General features: G+C 38.7%; 23 protein-coding genes and 1 pseudogene. 23 read left to right on the top strand and 1 reads right to left on the bottom strand.

Translation table 11 applies throughout. The features are described from left to right. Positions 1-8: 8 nt before the first annotated feature. The 16 genes and pseudogenes from AYS37_RS01660 (at position 9) to AYS37_RS01735 (ending at position 13,505) form a co-directional block, all read left to right on the top strand. On the top strand, positions 9-728 hold the full coding sequence (locus AYS37_RS01660; protein ID WP_001874496.1) for a cytochrome c biogenesis protein CcdA: 720 nt from the start codon (positions 9-11) through the stop codon (positions 726-728). 9 nt (positions 729-737) lie between these two features. Continuing rightward, positions 738-1,871: an amidohydrolase family protein gene (locus AYS37_RS01665; RefSeq protein WP_000924875.1), complete on the top strand. Its 1,134-nt coding sequence runs from the start codon at positions 738-740 to the stop codon at positions 1,869-1,871. Continuing rightward, positions 1,859-3,085, top strand: a complete 1,227-nt coding sequence (locus tag AYS37_RS01670; RefSeq protein ID WP_001165703.1) for an adenosine deaminase — start codon at positions 1,859-1,861, stop codon at positions 3,083-3,085. The genes AYS37_RS01665 and AYS37_RS01670 overlap by 13 nt, the downstream gene beginning before the upstream one ends. A 60-nt stretch (positions 3,086-3,145) precedes the next feature. Next, positions 3,146-3,388 carry a nuclease gene (locus tag AYS37_RS01675; protein ID WP_000780061.1) on the top strand — a complete coding sequence of 81 codons (243 nt, stop codon included), beginning with the start codon at positions 3,146-3,148 and terminating at the stop codon, positions 3,386-3,388. A 9-nt stretch (positions 3,389-3,397) separates the two neighbouring features. Then, entirely contained in the window at positions 3,398-4,711 is a 1,314-nt protein-coding gene (miaB, locus tag AYS37_RS01680) for a tRNA (N6-isopentenyl adenosine(37)-C2)-methylthiotransferase MiaB (protein ID WP_000870152.1), read from the top strand. Between the two features lie 39 nt (positions 4,712-4,750). Then, positions 4,751-5,404 (top strand): lysophospholipid acyltransferase family protein, encoded by a 654-nt coding sequence (locus AYS37_RS01685; RefSeq protein WP_000053505.1) that lies wholly within the window; start codon positions 4,751-4,753, stop codon positions 5,402-5,404. Then, entirely contained in the window at positions 5,397-6,380 is a 984-nt protein-coding gene (locus AYS37_RS01690) for a DUF8569 domain-containing protein (protein ID WP_000911863.1), read from the top strand. Before AYS37_RS01685 ends, AYS37_RS01690 begins: the two co-directional genes overlap by 8 nt. After that, the gene (locus AYS37_RS01695) at positions 6,370-6,903 is read left to right on the top strand and encodes a hypothetical protein (RefSeq protein ID WP_001874499.1); all 534 of its coding nucleotides are present in this window, start codon (positions 6,370-6,372) and stop codon (positions 6,901-6,903) included. Before AYS37_RS01690 ends, AYS37_RS01695 begins: the two co-directional genes overlap by 11 nt. Further along, positions 6,900-7,437, top strand: a pseudogene (locus AYS37_RS01700) (hypothetical protein). The gene AYS37_RS01695 and the pseudogene AYS37_RS01700 overlap by 4 nt, the downstream one beginning before the upstream one ends. 15 nt (positions 7,438-7,452) lie before the next feature. Next, positions 7,453-7,851: a YkgJ family cysteine cluster protein gene (locus AYS37_RS01705; RefSeq protein ID WP_001150524.1), complete on the top strand. Its 399-nt coding sequence runs from the start codon at positions 7,453-7,455 to the stop codon at positions 7,849-7,851. A 36-nt stretch (positions 7,852-7,887) separates the two neighbouring features. Continuing rightward, complete coding sequence (locus AYS37_RS01710) at positions 7,888-9,183, top strand: tetratricopeptide repeat protein (protein WP_001025821.1); 1,296 nt, start codon at positions 7,888-7,890, stop codon at positions 9,181-9,183. After that, the gene (locus AYS37_RS01715) at positions 9,171-9,728 is read left to right on the top strand and encodes a beta/alpha barrel domain-containing protein (RefSeq protein ID WP_001155780.1); all 558 of its coding nucleotides are present in this window, start codon (positions 9,171-9,173) and stop codon (positions 9,726-9,728) included. The genes AYS37_RS01710 and AYS37_RS01715 overlap by 13 nt, the downstream gene beginning before the upstream one ends. Before the next feature lie 56 nt (positions 9,729-9,784). Continuing rightward, positions 9,785-10,039 carry a YfhL family 4Fe-4S dicluster ferredoxin gene (locus AYS37_RS01720; RefSeq protein ID WP_000055462.1) on the top strand — a complete coding sequence of 85 codons (255 nt, stop codon included), beginning with the start codon at positions 9,785-9,787 and terminating at the stop codon, positions 10,037-10,039. A gap of 9 nt (positions 10,040-10,048) precedes the next feature. Next, complete coding sequence (locus AYS37_RS01725) at positions 10,049-11,503, top strand: Ppx/GppA family phosphatase (protein WP_001074255.1); 1,455 nt, start codon at positions 10,049-10,051, stop codon at positions 11,501-11,503. Then, on the top strand, positions 11,500-12,522 hold the full coding sequence (waaC, locus tag AYS37_RS01730; RefSeq protein WP_000684646.1) for a lipopolysaccharide heptosyltransferase I: 1,023 nt from the start codon (positions 11,500-11,502) through the stop codon (positions 12,520-12,522). Before AYS37_RS01725 ends, waaC begins: the two co-directional genes overlap by 4 nt. Then, positions 12,519-13,505 carry a lipid A biosynthesis lauroyl acyltransferase gene (locus tag AYS37_RS01735; RefSeq protein WP_000221225.1) on the top strand — a complete coding sequence of 329 codons (987 nt, stop codon included), beginning with the start codon at positions 12,519-12,521 and terminating at the stop codon, positions 13,503-13,505. The genes waaC and AYS37_RS01735 overlap by 4 nt, the downstream gene beginning before the upstream one ends. A 242-nt stretch (positions 13,506-13,747) precedes the next feature. On the opposite strand, the gene tgt is transcribed toward AYS37_RS01735, so the two are convergent. Continuing rightward, positions 13,748-14,863 (bottom strand): tRNA guanosine(34) transglycosylase Tgt, encoded by a 1,116-nt coding sequence (tgt, locus tag AYS37_RS01740; protein WP_000347378.1) that lies wholly within the window; start codon positions 14,861-14,863, stop codon positions 13,748-13,750. Positions 14,864-14,919: 56 nt separating this feature from the next. Between tgt and AYS37_RS01745 the strand changes: the two genes are divergently transcribed. The 7 genes from AYS37_RS01745 to AYS37_RS01775 are packed head-to-tail and all read left to right on the top strand — an operon-like array spanning position 14,920 to position 22,853. Further along, a complete protein-coding gene (locus AYS37_RS01745; RefSeq protein WP_000717194.1) occupies positions 14,920-16,356 on the top strand; it encodes a COG3400 family protein in 1,437 nt (478 codons plus the stop codon). A 4-nt stretch (positions 16,357-16,360) separates the two neighbouring features. After that, positions 16,361-17,392, top strand: coding sequence for a 3-dehydroquinate synthase (gene aroB / locus AYS37_RS01750; RefSeq protein ID WP_001156365.1), 1,032 nt, complete (start codon positions 16,361-16,363; stop codon positions 17,390-17,392). Beyond that, positions 17,383-18,954 (top strand): mechanosensitive ion channel family protein, encoded by a 1,572-nt coding sequence (locus AYS37_RS01755; protein WP_001218228.1) that lies wholly within the window; start codon positions 17,383-17,385, stop codon positions 18,952-18,954. Before aroB ends, AYS37_RS01755 begins: the two co-directional genes overlap by 10 nt. Further along, positions 18,951-20,207 carry a tRNA (N(6)-L-threonylcarbamoyladenosine(37)-C(2))-methylthiotransferase MtaB gene (gene mtaB, locus AYS37_RS01760; RefSeq protein ID WP_000758505.1) on the top strand — a complete coding sequence of 419 codons (1,257 nt, stop codon included), beginning with the start codon at positions 18,951-18,953 and terminating at the stop codon, positions 20,205-20,207. The genes AYS37_RS01755 and mtaB overlap by 4 nt, the downstream gene beginning before the upstream one ends. Then, on the top strand, positions 20,194-21,846 hold the full coding sequence (locus AYS37_RS01765) for an AAA family ATPase (RefSeq protein WP_001116670.1): 1,653 nt from the start codon (positions 20,194-20,196) through the stop codon (positions 21,844-21,846). The genes mtaB and AYS37_RS01765 overlap by 14 nt, the downstream gene beginning before the upstream one ends. A gap of 2 nt (positions 21,847-21,848) precedes the next feature. After that, a complete protein-coding gene (bioV, locus tag AYS37_RS01770) occupies positions 21,849-22,367 on the top strand; it encodes a pimelyl-ACP methyl ester esterase BioV (RefSeq protein WP_001210516.1) in 519 nt (172 codons plus the stop codon). Positions 22,368-22,379: 12 nt separating this feature from the next. Continuing rightward, on the top strand, positions 22,380-22,853 hold the full coding sequence (locus tag AYS37_RS01775) for a DUF4149 domain-containing protein (protein WP_000713388.1): 474 nt from the start codon (positions 22,380-22,382) through the stop codon (positions 22,851-22,853). The last annotated feature ends 63 nt before the right edge of the window (positions 22,854-22,916 follow it).

Raw genomic sequence — 22,916 nt, forward strand, 5'->3', positions numbered from 1 at the left:
ATTGGATGATGTTTGATAACACGCTTGTCAATCTCTTTGAGACAGCGCCTCTTTTAACTTCGCTTTTAGCCGGGATTTTAACTTTCTTAAGCCCTTGCGTGTTGCCTTTGATCCCGGCGTATATGTCTTATATTTCTCAAATTTCTTTAGAGGATATTAAAGATGGTAAGGCTAAAAGGGTTTCGGTTTTTTTAAAATCTTTGATGTTTGTGGTAGGGTTTTCGCTCGTGTTTTTGGGCGTGGGCATGTCTATGGCCAAGCTTATCCATAGCTTTTCGTTTGCCTGGGTGAATTATATCGCTGGGGGGATTGTGATCCTTTTTGGTTTGCATTTTTTGGGCGTGTTCCGTTTTTCATTTTTGTATAAAACTCAAAGCGTTCGTTTAGCGAGCAAATCTAATAGCATGCAACGCTTTTACCCCTTTCTTTTGGGCATGAGTTTCGCTTTGGGCTGGACGCCATGCATCGGACCGATATTCACTTCCATAGTGATCATGAGCGCGAGTAAGGATACTTATGGCTTAATCCTTATGGTGGTGTTTGTAATGGGCTTGGCGATCCCTTTTTTATTGGTGGCTTTAATGCTAGAAAGAGCGCTTTTGTTTTTAAAATCCTTAAAGAAATACAACCGCGCGATTGAAATTGTTTCAGGGTTGGTGCTTATTTTAATGGGAATATTGATCATGACAAATTCTTTAGAAAGCCTGACTAACTTTTTACAAAATTAGGAGGGTTTGATGCTGTTAAAAAACGCTTCGTTTTATGATGATGAGGTTTTAAAAAGAGCGGATATTCGCTTAAAAGATTCTCTCATTATAGAGATTGAAGAAAACTTAAGCCCTACTAATAATGAAGAAGTGGTTGAGTGTGGGAATTTGTTCGTGCTGCCAAGCTTCATTGATTTGAGCGTTACTGATTTAGAGGGTTATGAAAATTTAAAACAAAAGGCTTTTAAAGGGGGGGTGGGGTTACTCAACGTTTTCAATGGCGATCAAAGCGGCATTAAAAATATCATGGCAATCAAAAACAACCAACTAGCCGACATCGCTACGCTTAAAAATAAAGGGGGGGAAATTTTAATCGCGTCATCTGACGCTTTTTTAGAACTCATCAGCCACTACGCCAAATCCTACAACTTGCCCCTTTTAATTTCTTTGGAAAATTCTTTTGAAGCCCTAAATAGCGGGGCATTAGCCTATGAATTGGGGCAGAATTTTGTAGACAATGCGTTTGAAAACACGCGCTTGGTGCGTTTCATGGAAGTTTCTAGAGCGTTACAAATCCCCATGCTTTTAGATAAAGTGAATAGCATTGCCACGCTCAAACTCATCAAAGCCTTTAACGATTTAGGAGCGAAATTACAAGCCCAAACGCCCTTAAGCCATTTGATCTTAGATGAGAGCGTGTATGAAGATTATGAACCCCGATTTAAAATCGCCCCTCCTTTAAGGGATAAGGAAGGTCAAAACGCCCTAAAAGAAGCCCTAAAAAATAACGAAATCGCCATGCTCACAAGCCTCCATGCTTTTAAAAATTCTAACGCAGAGCTTTTTGAAGAAAGCGCGTTTGGGTGCGAGAGCATAGAGGACGCTTTTAGCGTGGCTTATACTTTTTTAGTCCAAAAAAAGGTTATCAGTTTCCAACAGCTCATTAAAGTCATGGCGATTAACCAAGCGAAGTTTTTAAAACTCAATGCAGGCGAGGTTAAAGAAAACCAATTAGCCAATTTGATGATCGTGGATTTAAACGCTCAAACAAGAGTGAGTAATCAAAATTCGCCCTTTTATGGTTTGGAATTGTATGGTGAAGTGCAAAGAATGATCTTAAAAGGGCAAACCACATTTATTAAGGAGAATGCATGCAAATCATAGGAGCGTCTTTAGTTTTTTTGTGTAATGAAAAATGCGAAGTGTTAGAAGATTATGGCGTGGTCTTTGATGAAAAGATTGTTGAAATAGGCGATTATCAAAGTTTAACGCTTAAATACCCTCACTTAAAGACGCAGTTTTTTGAAAATTCCGTTCTGTTGCCCGCTTTTATCAACGCGCACACCCATTTTGAATTTTCCAACAACAAGGCGAGTTTTGATTACGGGAGTTTTTCTGGCTGGTTAGGGAGCGTGTTGAACAATGGGGGGGCGATTTTACAAAATTGCCAAGGGGCTATTCAAAACGCCATCAGCACGCAATTAAAAAGCGGGGTGGGGAGCGTGGGGGCGATTTCTAACCACCTGATAGAAGTTAATTTATTGAAAGAAAGCCCCTTGAATGCTGTCGTGTTTTTAGAGTTTTTAGGGAGCAGCTATTCTTTAGAAAAATTAAAAGCGTTTGAGGCCAAATTTAAAGAGTTAAAAGATTTGGAAGATGCAAAGCTTAAAGCGGCTCTGGCTGTGCATGCCCCTTATTCGGTCCAAAAAGACATGGCTTTGAGCGTCATCCAATTAGCTAAAGATTCACAAAGCCTGCTTTCTACGCATTTTTTAGAATCGCTTGAAGAACTAGAATGGGTAGAAAATTCTAAAGGGTGGTTTGAAAATTTTTATCAGCGTTTTTTAAAAGAGTCTAATTTCAAATCGCTCTATAAGGGCGCGAACGATTACATTGACATGTTTAAAGACACGCACACTTTATTCGTGCATAACCAGTTCGCTTCTTTGGAAGCGTTAAAAAGGATTAAATCTCAAGTCAAAAACGCTTTTTTAATCACATGCCCCTTTTCTAACCGCTTGTTGAGCGGGAAAGCGTTGGATTTAGAGAGAGTTAGAGAAGCCGGTTTGAGCGTGAGCGTCGCCACTGATGGCTTGAGTTCTAACATTTCGCTGAGCCTTTTAGACGAATTAAGGGCGTTCTTGCTCACCCATAACATGCCGTTATTGGAATTAGCTAAGATCGCTCTTTTAGGAGCGACTAGGCATGGGGCTAAAGCTTTAGCTTTGAATAATGGCGAGATAGAAGCCAACAAGAGGGCGGATTTGAGCGTGTTTGGTTTTAATGAAAAATTCACTAAAGAGCAGGCGGTTTTGCAATTTTTATTGCATGCTAAAGAAGTGGAACGCTTGTTTTTAGGGGGGAAAAGGGTGATCTAATTTGTTTTAAAGACAGAATGCGTTAAAATGGGAAATCCAAATCAATTAAGGAAAGAGTCAATGAAATTAGTTTTAGCCAAGAATACAAGAAAATCAGACGCCAAGAGCGTGGAATTAGAGGATTTGTATCGCAAATTCAGTGAAGACAAGCGTTCTATTTTCTATTTTGCCCCCACAAACGCCCATAAAGACATGCTCAAGGCGGTGGATTTTTTCAAAGAAAAAGGCCATACGGCTTATTTAGATGAGGTGAGGGTCAGCACTGATGAAAAAGATTTTCTTTATGAATTGCACATTATTTAAAGGCTTGTATTGAAAGTTTATATTGAAACCATGGGTTGTGCCATGAATTCTAGGGATAGCGAGCATCTACTAAGCGAACTATCCAAACTAGACTATAAAGAGACCAATGACCCTAAAATAGCGGATTTGATTTTAATCAACACTTGCAGCGTGCGCGAAAAACCTGAAAGGAAATTGTTTTCAGAAATCGGTCAATTCGCTAAAATCAAAAAACCCAACGCCAAAATTGGGGTTTGCGGGTGCACTGCAAGCCACATGGGAGCGGATATTTTGAAAAAAGCCCCGAGCGTGAGCTTTGTGTTAGGGGCTAGGAATGTGTCTAAAATCTCTCAAGTGATCCATAGAGAAAAAGCGGTTGAAGTGGCGATTGATTATGATGAAAGCGCGTATGCGTTTGAATTTTTTGAAAAAAAGGCTCAAATCCGATCGCTATTAAACATCTCTATAGGTTGCGATAAGAAATGCGCTTATTGCATTGTCCCGCACACTAGGGGGAAAGAAATTTCTATCCCTATGGATTTGATTTTAAAAGAAGCTGAGAAATTGGCGAATAACGGCACTAAAGAGCTCATGCTTTTAGGGCAGAATGTGAATAATTATGGCGTGCGTTTTAGCAGCGAGCATGCGAAAGTTAATTTTAGCGATTTGTTGGATAAATTGAGCGAAATTCCAGGCATTGAAAGGATACGATTCACTTCGCCTCACCCCTTGCACATGAATGATGTATTTTTAGAACGCTTTGCCAAAAACCCTAAAGTGTGTAAGAGTATCCACATGCCCTTACAGAGTGGATCTAGTGCGGTGTTAAAGATGATGCGAAGAGGTTATAGTAAAGAGTGGTTTTTAAATCGGGTGGAGAGGTTAAAAGCTTTAGTGCCTGAAGTGGGCATTAGCACGGATATTATCGTGGGCTTTCCTAATGAGAGCGATAAGGATTTTGAAGACACGATGGAGGTGCTAGAAAAAGTGCGCTTTGACACGCTCTATAGTTTCATTTATTCCCCACGCCCTTTCACTGAAGCGGGAGCTTGGAAAGAAAGAGTGCCATTAGAGGTTTCATCTTCAAGGTTAGAGAGGTTGCAAAACAGGCACAAAGAAATTTTAGAGGAAAAAGCCAAGCTAGAAGTGGGTAAAACGCATGTGGTGTTGGTGGAAAATAGGCGTGAAATGGATAATCAAATCGTGGGTTTTGAAGGGCGCAGCGATACGGGGAAATTCATTGAAGTAACTTGTAAGGAAAAAAGAAATCCGGGCGAGCTTGTAAAAGTGGAGATTGTTTCTCATTCCAAAGGGCGCTTGATAGCGGCCATTAAAGGCGACTAATCAAAATAACCAATGAAAAAGCGGGTTTAAAGGCGAGAATTGAGCTTAAAATTTTTCAGGAAAAATATCGTTTTAAAGGTTGTCCCACGCTTGGCGTTTGGAGTCCTTTGGTTGTTGCATAAAACTTGTAAAAACCGCTATTTTTTAGCTCAAAATTTAAAAGAAAAACCCTTTATTGTAAGCTGTTGGCATGGGGAGCTTGGCATGATCGGGTTTGCGTATTTAAGGCTTGAAAAACCTTCTGTTTATGTGATCGCAAGCCAGCATTTTGACGGCTCTATTGCGGCGGGTTTGTTTGAAAGCTTTGGTTTTAAAAACATTAGAGGCTCTAGCAAAAAAGGGGGGGTTAAGGTTTTGATAGAGGGGCTTAAACGATTGAAAGAAGGTTGCGATGTCGCTATCACTCCTGATGGCCCTAAAGGCCCACGACACAGCATAGCGGATGGGGTGATCGCTTTAGCTCAAAAATCAGGCGTGGGGATTAGCGCTTGTCGGGTGGTTTGTAAAAACGCATGGCGGTTGAACACTTGGGATCAATTTGAAATCCCTAAGCCTTTTAGCGAAGTGCATTATTACATGCTAGAATCGGTAATTATCCCTAAAGAATGGGAGCTTTCAAAGGCTAAAGAATATTTAAAGACGCGCATGGATTCTGTTGGATTTGAAGAATCTCAAAGGGGTTTAGGTGCTTAAAGGGTTAAAAAAAGCGTTCAAAGAGAGGTTTTGCTCTCAAGTGTATATCTCTTTTAATGTGGATCACAATCTTTTATCCGCTCAAATTTTAAGGGTTAAAAACCACCGCATTAAAGAGAAATTTTTTAAAACTTTTGAGACTAAAGTGGAGACTAAAAATGGTGAAGTCCCTATTCAAGCCTTAAAAATCGCCAGAACTTATAGCCAAAAATACCCCTACACTTATTTTAGCGCGATGAGTAAGGCTAAAGAGGTTTTATGCGAAAAGCAGGCGTTTGAACAAATCAAACAAGAAAATCAAGATTATCAGGCTTGTGCAATCAATCAAAAGTATTGCGTTTATGTGGAATCTAAGGATTTTTTAAAGGATTTCAAGCGTTTTAAAATCCAGGATGTGGATTTTTTGTTTTCGCCTTTTAGCCTTATTTATGATTTTGTGCGCGATAGCTTAGAAGAAAAGCCGTTGTTGTATTTGCTTTTGGAGCGTTCAAGATTTTATTTTTTGATTGCGGATAAAAAAGAGATTTTTTTAGCCAAATCCGTGTTTTTAGAAGAGCAACCTGAAGAGTTTATAGAGAGCAAAGAAGAAGATTCTATGGGAATGAGTAATGAAGCTGTGAATTTGTTTTTGAGTGAAATCCAAGAAGATATTGACAGCCTTGAAGAAGCGATAGGCCTAGACAGCAGTAAGGATAATAGCGAAAAAATAACAGAGGACGCTTATAGTTTGATTGAAGGCATGACGAATATCCCCTTAATTGCAGATGTTTTGCAAGAGGGATTGCGCAGCGTCTATCATTCTAGAGAGATAGACTTTGTAGAAAAGGTGGTTGTTTTAGACAGTTGTCAAATCCACCACAAAGCGTTAATGCATTTGCAAGAAACTTTGATGATAGAAGTGGATAGGCTTGATTTTTCTTTAGTGGAGCGCTTGAATATTTTAGCGCGCATGGAGAATGAAAAGCATGCGTTTTAGCTATATTGAGCCAAGAGCGAAATACCTTATCAGCAAGCTTTCTAAAATTTGGGTTTTTTACATTTTTTTATCTTTTGTGGTGATAGGGGGGTTAGTGGGGTTTATGCACAACGCTATTAAAAGCACTCAAGACAACGCATCCAGTTTGACGATCCAAGAAAAGCTTTACCGCCATGAAATCAGCCGCTTGCAGGTTAAGACTGATGAAACCTTAAAACTCATTAAAGAAGCCAAAAAGCGTTTGAATTATAACGATGATATACGAGATGTTTTGCAAGGGCTTTTAAATATTGTGCCGGATTCCATCACTATTAATAGCATTGAAATAGACCAGCAAAGCGTGGTGGTTAGTGGTAAAACCCCTTCTAAAGAAGCCTTTTATTTTTTGTTTCAAAACAAACTAAACCCCATGTTTGATTATTCTAGGGCGGAATTTTTCCCCTTAAGCGATGGGTGGTTTAATTTTGTCTCCACCAACTTTTCTAATTCCTTACTGATAAAAAATCCGGAGTCTATTAAATGAAGCCATTGCATTTTTCACACCTGGACAGAGAACAATCAGGCGATGTAGGGTTTATCATCAAAAACCTTATTTTTTAGGGGTTTTTCCTTATTGGGTTGGTTGAATACCGAGTATTTTCTATGGCCTAGCATGCTGGAATTAAAAAAAATCCTTTTAGAAGAAAATCGTAAAAAAAGCGTTTTAGAATACGCGCAAAGGCATTTTGAAACAGCTTTAACAAACTATCGTAATCAAAAAGAAACCAGCGAATCCTTATTAAAGATTTTTAATGATGAAGAGTCCAGACGGATCTTAGAAAAGATTTTAAAAAAATGTTTTGATGCCTATAAAATCAAACCCTTGCTCTCTCAAAACCCCCTTCAAAAAACCCAATTTTTTATCATGGCCAGAGCGAGCGAATTAGAAAAAACCTATCTTTTTTTCACCCTAATCAACAAATATTTACCGAGCGCTCAAAGCCAATTGCCCTTAAAAATTTCTAAAGATGATGAAGGGCTGTTGGTGCAATTTAGCGTGAGTATTGATCTCCAATAGGATAGAGGTAGTTTAATGCAAGATTTTGATTTCAGTTTTAATCCTAAGGCATGCGAGGGTTGTGGGGCAAAGTGTTGCGTGGGGGAAAGCGGGTATATTTTTTTAAATATCCAAGAAATGCAAAAAATTAGCGCTTTTTTAAAATTAGAACTAGAAGAATTCAGTCAAAAATATGTTAAAAAGGTGGGGTATAAGTTTTCTTTATTAGAAAAAGACGCTAAAGAGTTGGGTTTGGCGTGCGTGTTTTTGGATTTGGAGACGAAAAAATGCCAGATTTATAGCGTGCGCCCTAAACAATGCCAAACTTTTCCTTTTTGGGAGAGCGTGAAAACTTTCTCTAAAGAGCAAAAAAAGGCTTTTTGCCAAAGCTGTCCGGGCATTACACAAAAAACCAAAGAAACTAAAGTGCGCTAAAATTCACTATAGTGATACAAAAAAGGAAATAAAATAATGAATATTCAAACAAAGAAAAGATTTTTAGCAAATATATTGCTTTTTAGTCTGTTTTCTTGCCTTAAGGCTGAAACCCTTTCAGAAGATCATCAAATCTTATTGAGTTCAGACGCTTTCCATAGAGGGGATTTTGCTGCTGCTCAAAAAGGCTATATGAATCTTTACAAGCAAACTAATAAAGTGGTGTATGCTAAAGAAGCGGCCATTTCAGCGGCGAGCTTAGGGGATATTAAAACCGCTATGCATTTAGCCATGCTCTATCAAAAAATCACCAATAATCGTAACGATGTTTCTATCAATAAGATTTTAGTGGATGGCTATGCGCAAATGGGGCAGATTGATAAGGCGATTGAACTATTACACAAAATCCGCAAAGAAGAAAAGACCATAGCCACAGACAATGTGTTAGGGACTTTGTATTTGACTCAAAAGCGTTTGGATAAGGCTTTCCCGTTGTTGAATAAGTTTTATAACCAAGTGCATGATGAAGACAGCCTAGAAAAACTCATTACGATTTATTTTTTGCAAAACCGCAAAAAAGAAGGCTTAGACTTGTTGCAATCCCATATAGACAGGTATGGTTGCTCAGAGCAATTGTGTCAAAAAGCGCTCAACACCTTCACGCAATTTAACGAGCTTGATTTGGCTAAAACGACTTTCGCTCGTTTGTATGAAAAAAACCCTATTGTTCAAAACGCCCAATTTTACATAGGGGTATTAATCTTGTTAAAAGAGTTTGATAAGGCTCAGCAAATCGCAGAATTATTCCCCTTTGACAGGCGTTTGTTGCTAGACTTATACACCGCGCAAAAAAAATTTGATCAAGCTTCCAAACAGGCTTCTTTAATCTATCAAGAAAGAAAAGACCCTAAATTCTTAGGCTTAGAGGCGATTTATCATTATGAAAGCTTGAGCGCAAACAAAAAAAAGCTCACCAAAGAAGAGATGTTGCCTATCATTCAAAAATTAGAGCAAGCCACCAAAGAGCGCCAAGCATGGCTTGCTAAAACTAAAGATAAAGAAGATGTGCAAGACGCTTTCTTTTATAATTTCTTAGGGTATTCCTTAATAGATTATGACATGGATATTAAAAGGGGCATGGATTTTGTGAGGAAAGCCTTAGCGTTGGATTCTGGATCAGTGCTTTATTTGGATTCTTTAGCATGGGGTTATTACAAATTAGGGAATTGTTTGGAGGCTAAAAAAATTTTTTCTAGCATCGCTAAAGAGTCTATCCAAGCCGAACCCGAATTAAAAGAGCACAATAAGATCATTCAAGAATGCAAGAAATAGGGATTTTAGAAAATTTACAAAAAAGCTTAGCCTTAAAAGAGGGCATGCTTTCTTATGAAATGTTAGGTAAAAGCCTGTCGTATAACCCTTACTTGCCTAGAGTCATTTCTCAAACTAAAGATTGTGTTTTTGTAACCCCTGATGAGGTTTTAGAAAAGCTTTTGAAAGAAAACACCCACACCGATTGCGTCATTGTCAATTTCAAAGGATTATACGAAATAGGCGCGCCAAGCGTGTTTGATTTAGAAGTTTTAGGGTTGTTGCGCCGTCATGCGAGTTCTTTGATTGTCCATCAGGATCTTTTTATCAGCCACTACCAGCTTTTAGAATCGCTTGTTCAAGGCTCTGATGGGGTCATTTTAGATGAAGAGCTTTTAAAAGAGGATTTAAAGGGCATGGTAGAATTTTCTTGGCGTTTGGGCTTGAGCGTGTTTGTAGAAACCCACAAGCCAGACTACACCCATTTAAAAGATTTAGGGGTTTTAGGCGTGCTAGAAAATAGCCCCCATTCTTATAATCAAAAAAAAATAGTCTTTTTAGATTGAATTTTAAGCTAATTTAGAGTAAAAATCGTATTCAAACTTTTTAAAAGGAGTTAGTCATGTCATTATTAGTGAATGATGAATGCATTGCATGCGATGCTTGCAGAGAAGAATGCCCTAGTGAGGCGATTGAAGAGGGCGATCCCATTTATAATATTGATCCAGATCGATGCACAGAGTGTTATGGGTATGATGATGATGAGCCTCGTTGCGTGAGCGTATGCCCTGTAGATGCGATTTTACCGGATCCTAACAATGCAGAGAGCAAAGAGGAATTGAAATACAAATACGAAATCTTAAAAGAGCAAGACTAAAGGCTAGCAATGGCTAAAATCACAACCGTGATTGACATAGGCTCTAATTCAGTGCGTTTGGCTGTCTTTAAAAAGACGAGCCAGTTTGGGTTTTACTTGCTTTTTGAGACCAAGTCTAAGGTTAGGATTTCAGAGGGCTGTTATGCGTTTAATGGAATCTTACAAGAAATCCCCATGCAAAGAGCCGTTAAAGCCTTGAGCGAATTTAAAGAAATCGCTCTCAAATACAAAAGCAAAAAAATCTTGTGCGTAGCGACCTCAGCGGTGCGCGATGCCCCTAATCGGTTAGAGTTTGTAGCGAGGGTGAAAAAGGCTTGCGGTTTGCAAATCAAAATCATTGACGGGCAAAAAGAAGCGTTCTATGGCGGGATCGCATGCGCGAATTTGTTGCATAAAAATTCAGGGATCACGATAGACATTGGAGGGGGTAGCACCGAGTGCGCGTTGATTGAAAAAGGCAAGATTAAGGACTTAATCTCGCTTGATGTTGGGACGATTCGCATTAAAGAAATGTTTTTGGACAAAGACTTAGATGTCAAATTGGCTAAAGCCTTTATCCAAAAAGAGGTTTCTAAACTGCCCTTTAAGCACAAAAACGCCTTTGGGGTGGGGGGGACAATCAGAGCCTTGAGTAAGGTGCTGATGAAACGCTTTTGTTACCCTATTGATTCTTTGCATGGCTATGAAATAGATGCACATAAAAATTTAGCGTTCATTGAAAAAATCGTCATGCTTAAAGAAGATCAATTACGGCTTTTAGGGGTGAATGAAGAGCGTTTGGATAGCATTAGGAGTGGGGCATTGATTTTATCAGTCGTGTTAGAGCATTTAAAAACTTCCTTGATGATTACTAGCGGGGTAGGGGTGAGAGAGGGCGTGTTTTTGAGCGATTTATTGCGCCACCATTACCATAAATTCCCCCCCAATATCAACCCCTCTCTCATCTCTCTAAAAGATCGCTTTTTACCCCATGAAAAGCACAGCCAAAAGGTCAAAAAAGAATGCGTGAAATTGTTTGAAGTTTTATCGCCTTTGCATAAAATAGATGAAAAATACCTTTTCCATTTAAAGATTGCGGGGGAATTGGCGAGCATGGGTAAGATTTTAAGCGTCTATTTAGCCCACAAGCACAGCGCGTATTTCATTTTAAACGCTTTGAGTTATGGCTTTAGCCACCAAGATAGGGCGATCATTTGCTTATTAGCGCAATTCAGCCATAAAAAAATCCCTAAAGACAACGCTATCGCCCACATGAGCGCGATGATGCCAAGCCTTTTGACCTTGCAATGGCTGAGTTTTATCCTTTCTTTAGCCGAAAATTTGTGCCTAACAGACAGCCACCATTTAAAATACACGCTAGAAAAAAACAAGCTTGTGATCCATTCTAATGATGTGCTTTATTTGGCTAAAGAAATGCTCCCAAAACTCATTAAGCCCATTCCTTTGACGATAGAGTTTGCTTGAAAATAGCGATTGTCAGGCTTTCAGCGCTTGGGGATATTATCGTGAGCGCGGTGTTTTTAGCGGCTATCAAAGAGCGTCTTCCTGATGCCCAAATAGAATGGTTCGTGGATGAAAGATTCAGCGCGATTTTAGAGCATTCCCCCTATATTGATAAATTACACCCCATCGCTTTAAAAAGCACGCTTACAACCTTTAACCCTTTGAAGATTTTCAAACTTTTTAAATCTTTAAGGGCTTATGAATACGATATAATCATTGACATGCAAGGCCTAGTCAAATCCGCTCTCATCACTCAAATGTTAAAAGCCCCTAAAAAAGTCGGCTTTGATTACGCTTCGGCTAGGGAGGGTTTAAGCGCGTTTTTTTACTCGCAAAAAGTTTCCATCGCTTATGATGAGCCTATTTTAAAGCGCAATTTCACGCTCCTATCCCATGCCCTAAACTTGCCCCAAAAAGAAATTTTAAAAGAAATTTCAGAGAGTTTAAGCTCTAGATTTAAAGTGTTTTCTTACCAAGATTCTCCAAAAATCAATGCGTTAAATTGGAATCAAAATAAACCAAAAATCCTTTTTGTTTTAGAAACTTCTAAAATCAATAAAACTTACCCCACAGAGCGTTTTAAAGAGCTGGCGTTAGCGTTAGAAAATTTTCAAATTTGCTTGTTATGGCATGCTGATGAAAAGAAGGCCACTACGCTTTATCATTCTTTAAAAAACCAGTGCGATACATTATTGCTCCCTAAACTCACTTTAAACGAAGTTAAGGCGTTGCTCTTTAAAATGGATGTGATTATTGGGGGCGATACGGGTATCACGCATTTAGCATGGGCGTTGCAAAAACCCAGCATCACCCTTTATGGCAACACGCCTATGGAGCGTTTTAAATTAGAAAGCCCGATCAATGTTTCGCTCACCGGTAATTCAAACGCCAACTACCATAAAAAGGATTTTTCTATCCAAAACATAGATCCTAAAAAAATTAAAGAATGCGTTTTAAACATTTTAAAGGAAAAAGAATGACTTATAAAGAACGACTCATACACGAAAAAATATTAAACAAAGACGACAAGGGTTTTAAAACAGAACTGCGCATTTTGAGCATTTTTATCGTGGAATCTTTAGTGAATATTTTGGGGTTTATTTTGGCTAAAATGCCCCATTTTTGGTTTTTAAGGTGCATTAAAGCTGTGGCGTGGCTGATGAGAACCTTTGATAAACGCCGTTATTTTGACGCTAAAGCCAATTTGGATTTTGTGTTTGGGGATTCTAAAAGCGAAGAAGAGAAAAAAAGGATCATTAAAAAGGGTTATGAAAATTTTGCTTTCATTATTTTAGAAACCATTAGAGTGATCTTTATCCCTAAAGATGAATACGACGCTCGTTTCACGCTCATCAATGAAGAAAATGTGTGGAAGTCTTTAAACAAGGAAGGCCAAGCGATCACTTTATGCATGCATTTTGGCTATTGGGAAGCGGTAGGCACGACTTTAGCACAATATTATAAGGATTATGGTAGGGGGTGCTTGGGGCGTTTGACTAAATTCGCTCCCATCAATCACATGATCATGAGTAGGCGAGAAGCGTTTGGGGTGCGTTTTGTCAATAAAGTGGGAGCGATGAAAGAACTCATTAAAATGTATAATCAAGGCAATGGCCTTGTGGGGATTTTAGTGGATCAAAATGTCGTGCCTAAAGATGGGGTGGTGGTGAAATTCTTTAATAAAGACGCTACGCACACCACGATCGCCTCTATTTTATCGCGCCGCTACAATATAGACATCCAGCCGGTATTCATTGATTTTAATGACGATTATTCGCATTACACAGCGACTTATTACGAAAGTATCCGCTCTAAAATCACTGACAACGCGCAAAACGATATTTTAGAATGCACGCAAGCCCAAGCGAGTTTGTGCGAAGAGGTGATTAGAAACCACCCGGAAAGTTATTTTTGGTTCCACAGGCGTTTTAAAAGCACCCACCCTGAAATTTATCAAAGATAGGGTTTTGAGTGGAATGATAAAAATTAAAAAATGCTAAAATGCATTTTTTAAAAATAAATAGTAAAGAGCTTGATTTTAATCAAACGATAATTTCTTAAGGCGGTATTCTTGGGTTAGGGGGATTTTAAGGGGGAGAATTATTTCAAAATACCCCCCTATCCCCTTAAGAAAATGAGTTTTACTATAAAAATAAAGTTAAAAATCCCATTTTTTAAAAAGTTAAAAAGTTTTAGTTATACCACTCAATGCGAACAAGAGTGGTATTTTTCTAAAAATTCTTTTTTAAAATTCAAAAACCGCTTTTCTAAAATGGCATTTCTGGCGTTTTTAACCAGCTCTAAATAAAAATGCAAATTGTGCAAGCTGGCTAAACGAGCGTAGATGAGTTCTTTAGCCCTAAAGAGATGGTGCAAATAGGCTTTAGAATAACGCTTGCAAGCATAACATGCACAATTTTCTTCAATAGGGGTATTATCCAATTTATAGGGCGCGTTTTTGATAGAAATTTTGCCAGAATGCGTGAAAAGGGTGGCGTTTCTGGCGTTTCTGGTGGGCATCACGCAATCAAACATATCCACCCCCAAACTGATAGCGTCTAGGATATTTTCAGGCGTGCCTACGCCCATTAAGTAGCGAGGCTTGTCTTTGGGGAGCAAGGGGGCGGTGTGCGCGATCGTTTCTAGCATTTCATCTGTGCTTTCCCCCACCGCTAAACCGCCTATAGCATAACCATCAAAACCCCCATGCGTCAATTCCACGCTAAGACTGCGCATTTTCAAATGCGTGCCGCCCTGGATAATGGCAAAAAGGTTGTTGTTGGGGCGGTTATTTTCTTTGTGGTATTCTAGGCTGAGATTCGCCCATTTAGCGCTTCTTTTGATGGATTCTTCAAGGCGCTTTAGTGGAGCGGGCAAGCCCACCAAATCGTCTAAAACCATCATAATATCGCTATTCAAAGAATATTGAATGTCTAAAACTTTAGCGGGCGTGAATAAATGCTTGCTCCCATCAATGTGGGATTTAAAAATAATCCCGTCTTCTTGCAATTTGACGTTATCGCTCAAACTAAAGGCTTGAAACCCTCCGCTATCGGTTAAAAAACTCCCATGAAATTGAGCGAAACGATGCAAGCCTCCTAATTGTTCAACCACTTTCTCGCCCGGTCGTAAATACATGTGATAAGTGTTGGCTAAAATGAGTTTAGCGCCTAAAATTTCTTGCATATCCATAGCGTCTAAAGATTTGATGCAGCCTTGCGTGCCTACGGGCATGAAAATGGGTGTCTCTACTTGAGAATGGGCTAAATTTAAAAGACCAGCTCGCGCGTGTTTGTCAGTCGCTTGGAGTTGAAAATCCATCGTTTAAACCTTAATCTTGGATATAATGGCGTAATCATTTTTTAGGAAGTTTGGAATTGAAAAAAATCGCCCTTATTTTAGATGGCATTGTAGCAAAAAATTTTTTAGACTTGGTGCTAAGGCATTATTCTAATCATAATTTTTATATAGTGGTTGTCAAAGATGAGAGCCTTATCCCTAAAAACTACCCGAGCACTTTCGCTTTTCATTGTTTTGATGCGACTTCCAGTTTTAGGCTTTTGCAGGTGTTAAACGATGAGGTGAGCGATGCGTTTTTAATCATACAAGATTTTAAAGAACAGCACATCATTCATAAAATCATTCAAACCCATTTCAAACGCATGCGCGTGGTTTTGAGCGTGAAAAAAGATGGTGAAAAAACTTTAGAAAATAATGAAGAAAATAAAGATGAAAAGCTTATTTTGATTGATGAATTTGAAGTTTTAGCCAATAAATTCATTTCTCGTTTGCCTAATATCCCTAGCACCCCTAGAGAATTTGGGTTAGGCAAGGGCGAGATCATGGAGATTGATGTGCCTTTTGGGAGTATTTTTGCTTACAGACATATTGGCTCTATCAGGCAAAAAGAATACAGGATTGTAGGGCTTTATCGCAACGATGTTTTGTTGCTCTCCACTAAATCTTTGGTTATCCAGCCACGAGACATTCTTTTAGTGGCGGGTAATCCGGAAATTTTAAACGCGGTGTATCATCAAGTCAAAAGCAACGTGGGGCAGTTCCCAGCCCCCTTTGGTAAGAGCATTTATTTATACATTGATATGCGCTTACAAAGCCGAAAAGCGATGATGCGCGATGTGTATCAGGCCTTGTTTTTGCACAAACATTTAAAGAGCTACAAGCTCTATATCCAGGTTTTACACCCCACTAGCCCTAAGTTTTACCATAAATTTTTAGCGCTAGAAACCGAAAGCATTGAAGTGAATTTTGATTTTTACGGGAAAAGTTTTATCCAAAAACTCCATGAAGACCACCAGAAAAAAATGGGCCTAATCGTGGTAGGCAGAGAGCTTTTTTTCTTCAAAAAACACCGAAAAGCCTTGTATAAAACAGCCACCCCGGTTTATAAAACCAACACTTCCGGCTTGTTTAAAACCTCTCAAAGCGTGGTGGTATTGAATGAAAGCTTGGATATTAATGAGGACATGTCTTCAGTGATTTTTGATGTGTCTATGCAAATGGATTTGGGCTTGTTGCTCTATGATTTTGACCCTAACAAGCGCTATAAAAACGAGATTGTCAATCATTATGAAAATTTAGCCAACACGCTCAACCGCAAGATTGAGATTTTCCAAACCGATATTAGAAATCCTATCATGTATCTCAATTCTTTAAGAAATCCCATTTTGCATTTCATGCCTTTTGAAGAGTGCATCACGCACACGCGCTTTTGGTGGTTTTTATCCACTAAAGTGGAAAAATTAGCGTTTTTAAACGATGACAACCCTCAAATTTTTATCCCTGTAGCGGAGTGAAAGAATGCAAGAAATTGTAATCCCTTTAAAAGAAAAAAGCTATAAAGTGTTTTTGGGGGAATTGCCTGAAATAAAATTGAAACAAAAAGCCCTCATCATTAGCGATAGCATCGTATCTGGGTTGCATTTATCGTATTTATTGGAGCGCTTGAAAGCCTTAGAAGTCAGAGTGTGCGTGATAGAGTCCGGAGAAAAATACAAGAATTTTCATTCATTAGAGCGCATTTTAAACAACGCCTTTGAAATGCAATTAAACCGCCATTCTTTAATGATAGCCCTTGGTGGGGGAGTGATAAGCGATATGGTGGGGTTTGCGAGCAGTATTTATTTTAGGGGGATTGATTTTATTAATATCCCTACGACTTTACTTTCTCAAGTGGATGCGAGCGTGGGAGGGAAAACAGGGATTAACACGCCTTATGGCAAGAACTTAATCGGATCGTTCCACCAGCCTAGAGCGGTTTATATTGATTTAGCTTTTTTAAAAACCCTTGAAAAAAGGGAATTTCAAGCAGGGGTGGCTGAAATCATTAAAATGGCGGTGTGTTTTGATAAAAGCTTGGTAGAAAGATTGGAAACAAAGGATTTAAAAGATTGTTTAGAAGAAGTAATCTTTCAAAGCGTCAGTATCAAAGCTCAAGTCGTTGTTCAAGATGAAAAAGAGCGAAATATTAGGGCTGGGTTGAACTATGGGCATACCTTTGGGCATGCGATAGAAAACGAGACTGATTATGAGCGATTTTTGCATGGCGAAGCGATCGCTATTGGCATGTGCATGGCGAATGATTTAGCCCTTTCTTTAGGCATGCTCACTTTAAAAGAATACGAACGCATAGAAAATTTATTGAAAAAATTTGATTTGATATTCAATTACAAAATTATTGATCTTCAAAAATTTTACGAACGCTTGTTTTTAGACAAAAAAAGCGAGAATAAGACAATCAAATTCATTCTGCCCAAAGGCATTGGAGCGTTTGAGATTGCCTCTCATATCCCTAAAGGAACGATTTTAAAGGTGTTAGAAAAATGGCATTAAGGGTATTATTATTCTTTTGTTTTTTGTTTTTGCAAGCAGAAGATAAGAGCCAAGAATTATCCTCTATACAAAAACAAATGGCTTTGGTGGATAAAAAACTCGCCAAAGACGATAACGTGTGGTTGAAAAAATTTGAAAACTACAAGATTTACAACCAAATTTATACCGAAAAAGAGAGCGTGAGGCAGGAATTAAGGCGTTTAAAAAATAAAAAAAGCAAGGATTTATTAAAGATTAGCACATTAGAGCATACCTTAAAGGCTTTAGAGTCTCAACAAAAAATGTTTGAAAGCTATGGGGTCAATCCTTTTAAGGACTTGATAGAGCGCCCCAATATCCCCAATATCCCTAATATCGCTAACCCTATTGCAATCATTGATGGCATCTCTTTCATTAAAAGCATGCGTTTAAAGCATGAAAGTCTTAAAAATAACCAAACTGCTTTAGAAGAAGTTTTAAAGCTTCTAGATCAAAAACACCAGCTTTTAAATCAGTGGCATGCTTTGGATAAAAGCGCGAAATTGAGCGATGAGATTTATCAAACTCAAGCCAAACGCTTAGAATTGCAAGGGGCTCAAAACATTCTAAAAACCACGATCGGGATTTTCCAAAAAGACAGCGATGAAGCTATAAGCATTGTCAAATCTCAAGTTAAAAACCAGCTTTTTAAATTGGTTTATGTGTTTTTAGCGGCCCTTTTGAGCGTGGTGTTTGCGTGGATTTTAAAAATCATTTCCAGTAAATACATTGAAAATAATGAGCGCGTCTATACCGTGAATAAAGCCATTAACTTCGTGAATGTGAGCGTGATCATTTTAATCTTTCTTTTTTCTTATTTAGAAAACGTTACTTACTTGGTAACGGTTTTAGGCTTTGCGAGCGCGGGCTTAGCGATTGCGATGAAAGATTTGTTCATGAGCTTGCTCGGGTGGTTTATCATTTTGATTGGGGGGAGCGTGCATGTGGGCGATAGGGTGCGTATCGCTAAGGGGACGGATATTTTTATTGGCGATGTGTTGGATATTTCTATGTTGCACATTACGATTTTAGAAGATGTAACCTTTACCACCTACACGAACAACAGGAGAGCGGGCCGAATTATCTTTGTGCCTAATAATTATATTTTCACCACCATGTTCGCTAATTACAGCCATTTTGGGATGAAAACGGTTTGGGATGGGGTGGATTTTTGCGTTACATTTGATTCTGATTTTAAAAAAGCTTCTAAAATTGCGCTCAACATCGCTACAGAATTGTCTAAAGAATACACGGATATTACCTATAAACAGCTCAATAAAATGCGCGACCGGTATTCTTTAAGGAGTTTGAGCGTCAAGCCTCGATGCTTTTTGATGCCTGAAAGTAACGGGATAAAAATCTCGGTGTGGTATCAAACCAATTCGTATGCCACCATGTCTTTGAGGAGCAAGATTGTGGCTGAAATTGTTGAAGCTTTTTTGAAAGAAGAAAATATTCATATCGCTTATACGACCAGCAAGCTGCTTAAAGTGGATGCTGATGCTCTAGGCGATGGTTTTGGGAATAAAAGGGAACAAAAATGAAAAAAGTCTATTTCAAAACTTTTGGGTGCAGGACGAATCTTTTTGACACGCAAGTGATGGGCGAGAATTTGAAAGACTTTAGCGCGACTTTAGAAGAACAAGAAGCCGATATTATTGTGATCAATTCTTGCACCGTGACTAATGGGGCCGATAGCGCAGTAAGGAGTTACGCTAAAAAAATGGCACGATTGGATAAGGAAGTGTTATTTACTGGTTGTGGGGTGAAAACCCAAGGCAAAGAGCTTTTTGAAAAAGGGTTTTTAAAGGGCGTTTTTGGGCATGACAATAAAGAAAAGATTAATGCGCTTTTACAAGAAAAAAAGCGTTTTTTTATAGATGATAATTTAGAAAACAAGCACTTAGACACCACGATGGTGAGCGAGTTTGTGGGAAAAACTAGGGCGTTTATCAAGATCCAAGAAGGCTGTGATTTTGATTGCAATTATTGCATTATCCCAAGCGTGAGAGGGAGGGCTAGGAGTTTTGAAGAAAGGAAAATTTTAGAGCAAGTGGGTCTTTTATGCTCTAAAGGCGTTCAAGAAGTGGTTTTAACCGGCACCAATGTGGGGAGCTATGGGAAAGATAAAGAAAGCAATATCGCAAGGTTGATTAAAAAATTAAGCCAGATTGCTGGATTAAAACGCATAAGGATTGGGAGTTTAGAGCCTAATCAAATCAACGATGAATTTTTAGAGCTTTTAGAAGAGGATTTTTTAGAAAAACATTTGCATATCGCTTTACAGCACAGCCATGATTTCATGCTAGAGAGGATGAATAGAAGAAACCGCACTAAAAGCGATAGGGAATTATTAGAGGTAATCGCTTCTAAAAATTTTGCTATTGGCACGGATTTTATTGTAGGGCATCCGGGCGAGAGCGGAAGCGTTTTTGAAAAAGCGTTTAAAAATTTAGAAAGCTTGCCTTTAACGCACATCCACCCTTTTATTTACAGCAAACGAAAAGACACCCCCTCTAGCTTGATGCATGATAGCGTGAGCTTGGAAGATTCTAAAAAGCGTTTGAATGCGATTAAAGATTTGATTTTGCATAAAAATAAGGCGTTTAGGCAATTGCAACTCAAGCTCAACACGCCCCTAAAAGCCTTAGTGGAAGCGCAAAAAGACGGCGAATTTAAAGCCTTAGATCAATTCTTTAACCCCATTAAAATCAAAAGCGATAAGCCTTTAAGGGCTAGTTTTTTAGAAATCAAAGAGTATGAAATTAAGGAGAGGGAAAATCATGCCGTTTTCTAAATTTTTAGAAAATCTCACCGCTCCCTTTAAACGCATTAAAAACCGCTCGCTTGTTTTGGCGTTAGGGTTTTTGATCCTTACTTTTTGTTTGCTCCTTTTTTTAGTTTTGAGCGATGTTTCTAGGCTCATATCGGGTAAGGACTTTTTTTATGTGATCCAATCCCACCCTAAGCAAACTCTAATTGAAGATGAAAATTATTTTTATGCCAATAAAGGACTTTATAAAACCAACAAAGAAGCCTTTTTAAGAGCCTATAAAATCCCAGAAAGCATGCCCATAGAAAGACGAGAAAATTTAAGCAAGGGTTCTAAAATGAATTTAGCGTTGCTTTTTTTCATTTCTAGCATGCTTTTTGGGATCTTTTGGCGCTTGCCCAAACGATTGGACACTAAAATGAGTTTAGAAAGTGCACACAAAAACGAATTAGAAAATGCATTCCAGCGATACGACGCGCTAGGGGTGCGTTTTGAAGACATTGCAGGGGTGGATGAAGTTAAAGAAGAATTATTAGAAGTGATAGACTATTTAAAAAACCCTAAAAAATACCAGGATTTAGGGATTTTTCTCCCTAAAGGCGTGCTTTTAATCGGGCCTCCTGGAGTGGGCAAAACCATGATCGCTAAAGCCTTAGCGAGTGAAGCTAAAGTGCCGTTTTTTTATGAAAGCGGGAGCGCGTTTTCTCAAATTTATGTGGGGGCTGGGGCTAAAAAAGTGCATGAACTTTTCATGCATGCTAAAAGGCATGCCCCCTCTATTATTTTCATTGATGAAATTGATGCTTTGGGTAAGGCTAGGGGAGGGCATAGGAGCGATGAGAGAGAGGCCACGCTCAATCAGCTTTTAACCGAAATGGATGGGTTTTTACAAAACGATGAGGTGGTGGTGATAGGAGCGACTAACCAAATGGAAGTGATGGATGAAGCGCTATTAAGGAGCAAACGATTTGATCGGCGTATTTTCATTTCTTTACCGGATTTACTAGAAAGACAAAGCATTTTAGAAAAGCTTTTAGAAAACAAAAAACACGCGCTAGATTATCTTAAGATCGCTAAAATTTGCGTGGGTTTTAGCGGGGCGATGTTGGCAACTTTAATCAATGAAAGCGCTTTAAACGCCCTCAAACATCAACGAACCGAAATCGCTGAGAGCGACATTTTAGAAGTGAAAGACAAGATCGCTTACGGCAAGAAAAAACCCCAAACCTTAGACGAAAACCAAAAAGAATTAGTCGCTTTGTATCAAAGCGCGAAAGCCTTGAGTGCGTATTGGCTAGAAATTGAATTTGATAAAGTGCCTTTATTGGGGGAATTTATCGCTTTTAATGAAAATAAAATCCATAGCGAGAGCGAGATTAAAAATTACATTAAAGTGTATTTGAGTGGGACGATTATTTTAGAGTTGCTCTATAAAGAGCGTTATAGTCTGTCTAAACAGGACTTGCAAAAAGCGAAATTTTTGAATGAATTTATGGCTAGCGAGCTTCTTTTAACCCCTACAAAAGAGTCTTTAAGCGTTCTTTATGAAGAGCAACTGGAGTTTTTAAAGCCGCAAATTGCAGCTTGCAAGCGATTAAGCGCTCTACTATTAGAGCAAGAATATTTAGAACATTCTAATTTGTATGATTTGTTGAACGGATGAAAATGCGTTTTTTTAGTGGTTTTGGGTTCATTAATGAAAGCGTTTTGTTTGAAGAGTGGCTTTTAAAAGGGGCTTATGATGTGTCAGGCTTTTCTATGGGGGCGATTAAGGCGATAGAATACGCCTATGATGAAGTCTTACAACAGCGGCGCATCCATTCCTTGTTATTGTTTTCGCCGTGCATGCTAGCGCATAAGAGTTTGGCGTTCAAACGCTTGCAACTTTCTTCGTTTCAAAAAGATCCGCAAAGCTACATGGATAACTTTTATCAAGCCGTGGGCTTGAACGCCCAATTGGAGCGTTTTAAAAAAATGGGTTCTTTAGAAGAATTGGAATCTTTATTGGATTACAAGTATAGTGATTCTATAATTAGATTTTTATTGGAAAAGGGCGTGAAGATTGAAGTGTTTATCGGTTTAAAAGATAGAATCACTGACATTCAAGCCCTTTTAGAATTTTTTATGCCCTTAGTTCAAGTGTGGCAGTTTAAGGATTGTAACCATTTGTTGCAAAAATCTTAAAAAAGGTGGAAGATGAAAAAATTTGGTTTAGGGGTGTATTTGCTTCTTTTAGGCATTTTGGGCGGCTCTTTGATCACTTTAGGGATGATGGTCGCACCCATTGTTTTCAAAGCCCCAAGCATTTTGCCTGAATTTAATTTGACTTTGTTTGAGAGCGGGAAACTCATGTCGCAAATCATTGTGCGTTTCAATTTCCTTTTAGGCGCGATCGGTTTTGTGGTGTTACTTTATGAAATCATTTCGTTTATCTACTCTAAAAGATCGTTAGTGTATTTGATTCTTGGCGTGGCGATAGGGGCGTTGTGTTTGCTCTTTGTTTTTTATTACACGCCTTATATTTTAAACGCTCAAAAAGTGGGCGAAGCCGCAATTCAAAGCGCTGAATTTGCCCGCTCGCACGCTCAAAGCGAATGGCTGTTTAAGGAATTGCTTGTGCTGGTGTGCGCTTTGTTTTTCTTGCGTTTGTTTGGGAAAAATGCACTTTAGTCCCTTTGATTTAATCAAATGAGAGAGTTTTTGGCTACCATCTAGAAAATGAGAAGGTAGCGT

Source organism: Helicobacter pylori NQ4053, from assembly GCF_000274605.1.
Taxonomy (GTDB): Bacteria; Campylobacterota; Campylobacteria; order Campylobacterales; family Helicobacteraceae; genus Helicobacter; species Helicobacter pylori_CV.

Bases quoted from the DNA above. Each gene is read 5' to 3' on its own strand.
- AYS37_RS01660 (WP_001874496.1), top strand. From the start codon at position 9: ATGTTTGATAACACGCTTGTCAATCTCTTTGAGACAGCGCCTCTTTTA.
- AYS37_RS01665 (WP_000924875.1), top strand. From the start codon at position 738: ATGCTGTTAAAAAACGCTTCGTTTTATGATGATGAGGTTTTAAAAAGA.
- AYS37_RS01670 (WP_001165703.1), top strand. From the start codon at position 1,859: ATGCAAATCATAGGAGCGTCTTTAGTTTTTTTGTGTAATGAAAAATGC.
- AYS37_RS01675 (WP_000780061.1), top strand. From the start codon at position 3,146: ATGAAATTAGTTTTAGCCAAGAATACAAGAAAATCAGACGCCAAGAGC.
- AYS37_RS01695 (WP_001874499.1), top strand. From the start codon at position 6,370: ATGCGTTTTAGCTATATTGAGCCAAGAGCGAAATACCTTATCAGCAAG.
- AYS37_RS01705 (WP_001150524.1), top strand. From the start codon at position 7,453: ATGCAAGATTTTGATTTCAGTTTTAATCCTAAGGCATGCGAGGGTTGT.
- AYS37_RS01710 (WP_001025821.1), top strand. From the start codon at position 7,888: ATGAATATTCAAACAAAGAAAAGATTTTTAGCAAATATATTGCTTTTT.
- AYS37_RS01715 (WP_001155780.1), top strand. From the start codon at position 9,171: ATGCAAGAAATAGGGATTTTAGAAAATTTACAAAAAAGCTTAGCCTTA.
- AYS37_RS01720 (WP_000055462.1), top strand. From the start codon at position 9,785: ATGTCATTATTAGTGAATGATGAATGCATTGCATGCGATGCTTGCAGA.
- AYS37_RS01725 (WP_001074255.1), top strand. From the start codon at position 10,049: ATGGCTAAAATCACAACCGTGATTGACATAGGCTCTAATTCAGTGCGT.
- AYS37_RS01735 (WP_000221225.1), top strand. From the start codon at position 12,519: ATGACTTATAAAGAACGACTCATACACGAAAAAATATTAAACAAAGAC.
- tgt (WP_000347378.1), bottom strand. From the start codon at position 14,863: ATGGATTTTCAACTCCAAGCGACTGACAAACACGCGCGAGCTGGTCTT.
- aroB (WP_001156365.1), top strand. From the start codon at position 16,361: ATGCAAGAAATTGTAATCCCTTTAAAAGAAAAAAGCTATAAAGTGTTT.
- AYS37_RS01755 (WP_001218228.1), top strand. From the start codon at position 17,383: ATGGCATTAAGGGTATTATTATTCTTTTGTTTTTTGTTTTTGCAAGCA.
- mtaB (WP_000758505.1), top strand. From the start codon at position 18,951: ATGAAAAAAGTCTATTTCAAAACTTTTGGGTGCAGGACGAATCTTTTT.
- AYS37_RS01765 (WP_001116670.1), top strand. From the start codon at position 20,194: ATGCCGTTTTCTAAATTTTTAGAAAATCTCACCGCTCCCTTTAAACGC.
- bioV (WP_001210516.1), top strand. From the start codon at position 21,849: ATGCGTTTTTTTAGTGGTTTTGGGTTCATTAATGAAAGCGTTTTGTTT.
- AYS37_RS01775 (WP_000713388.1), top strand. From the start codon at position 22,380: ATGAAAAAATTTGGTTTAGGGGTGTATTTGCTTCTTTTAGGCATTTTG.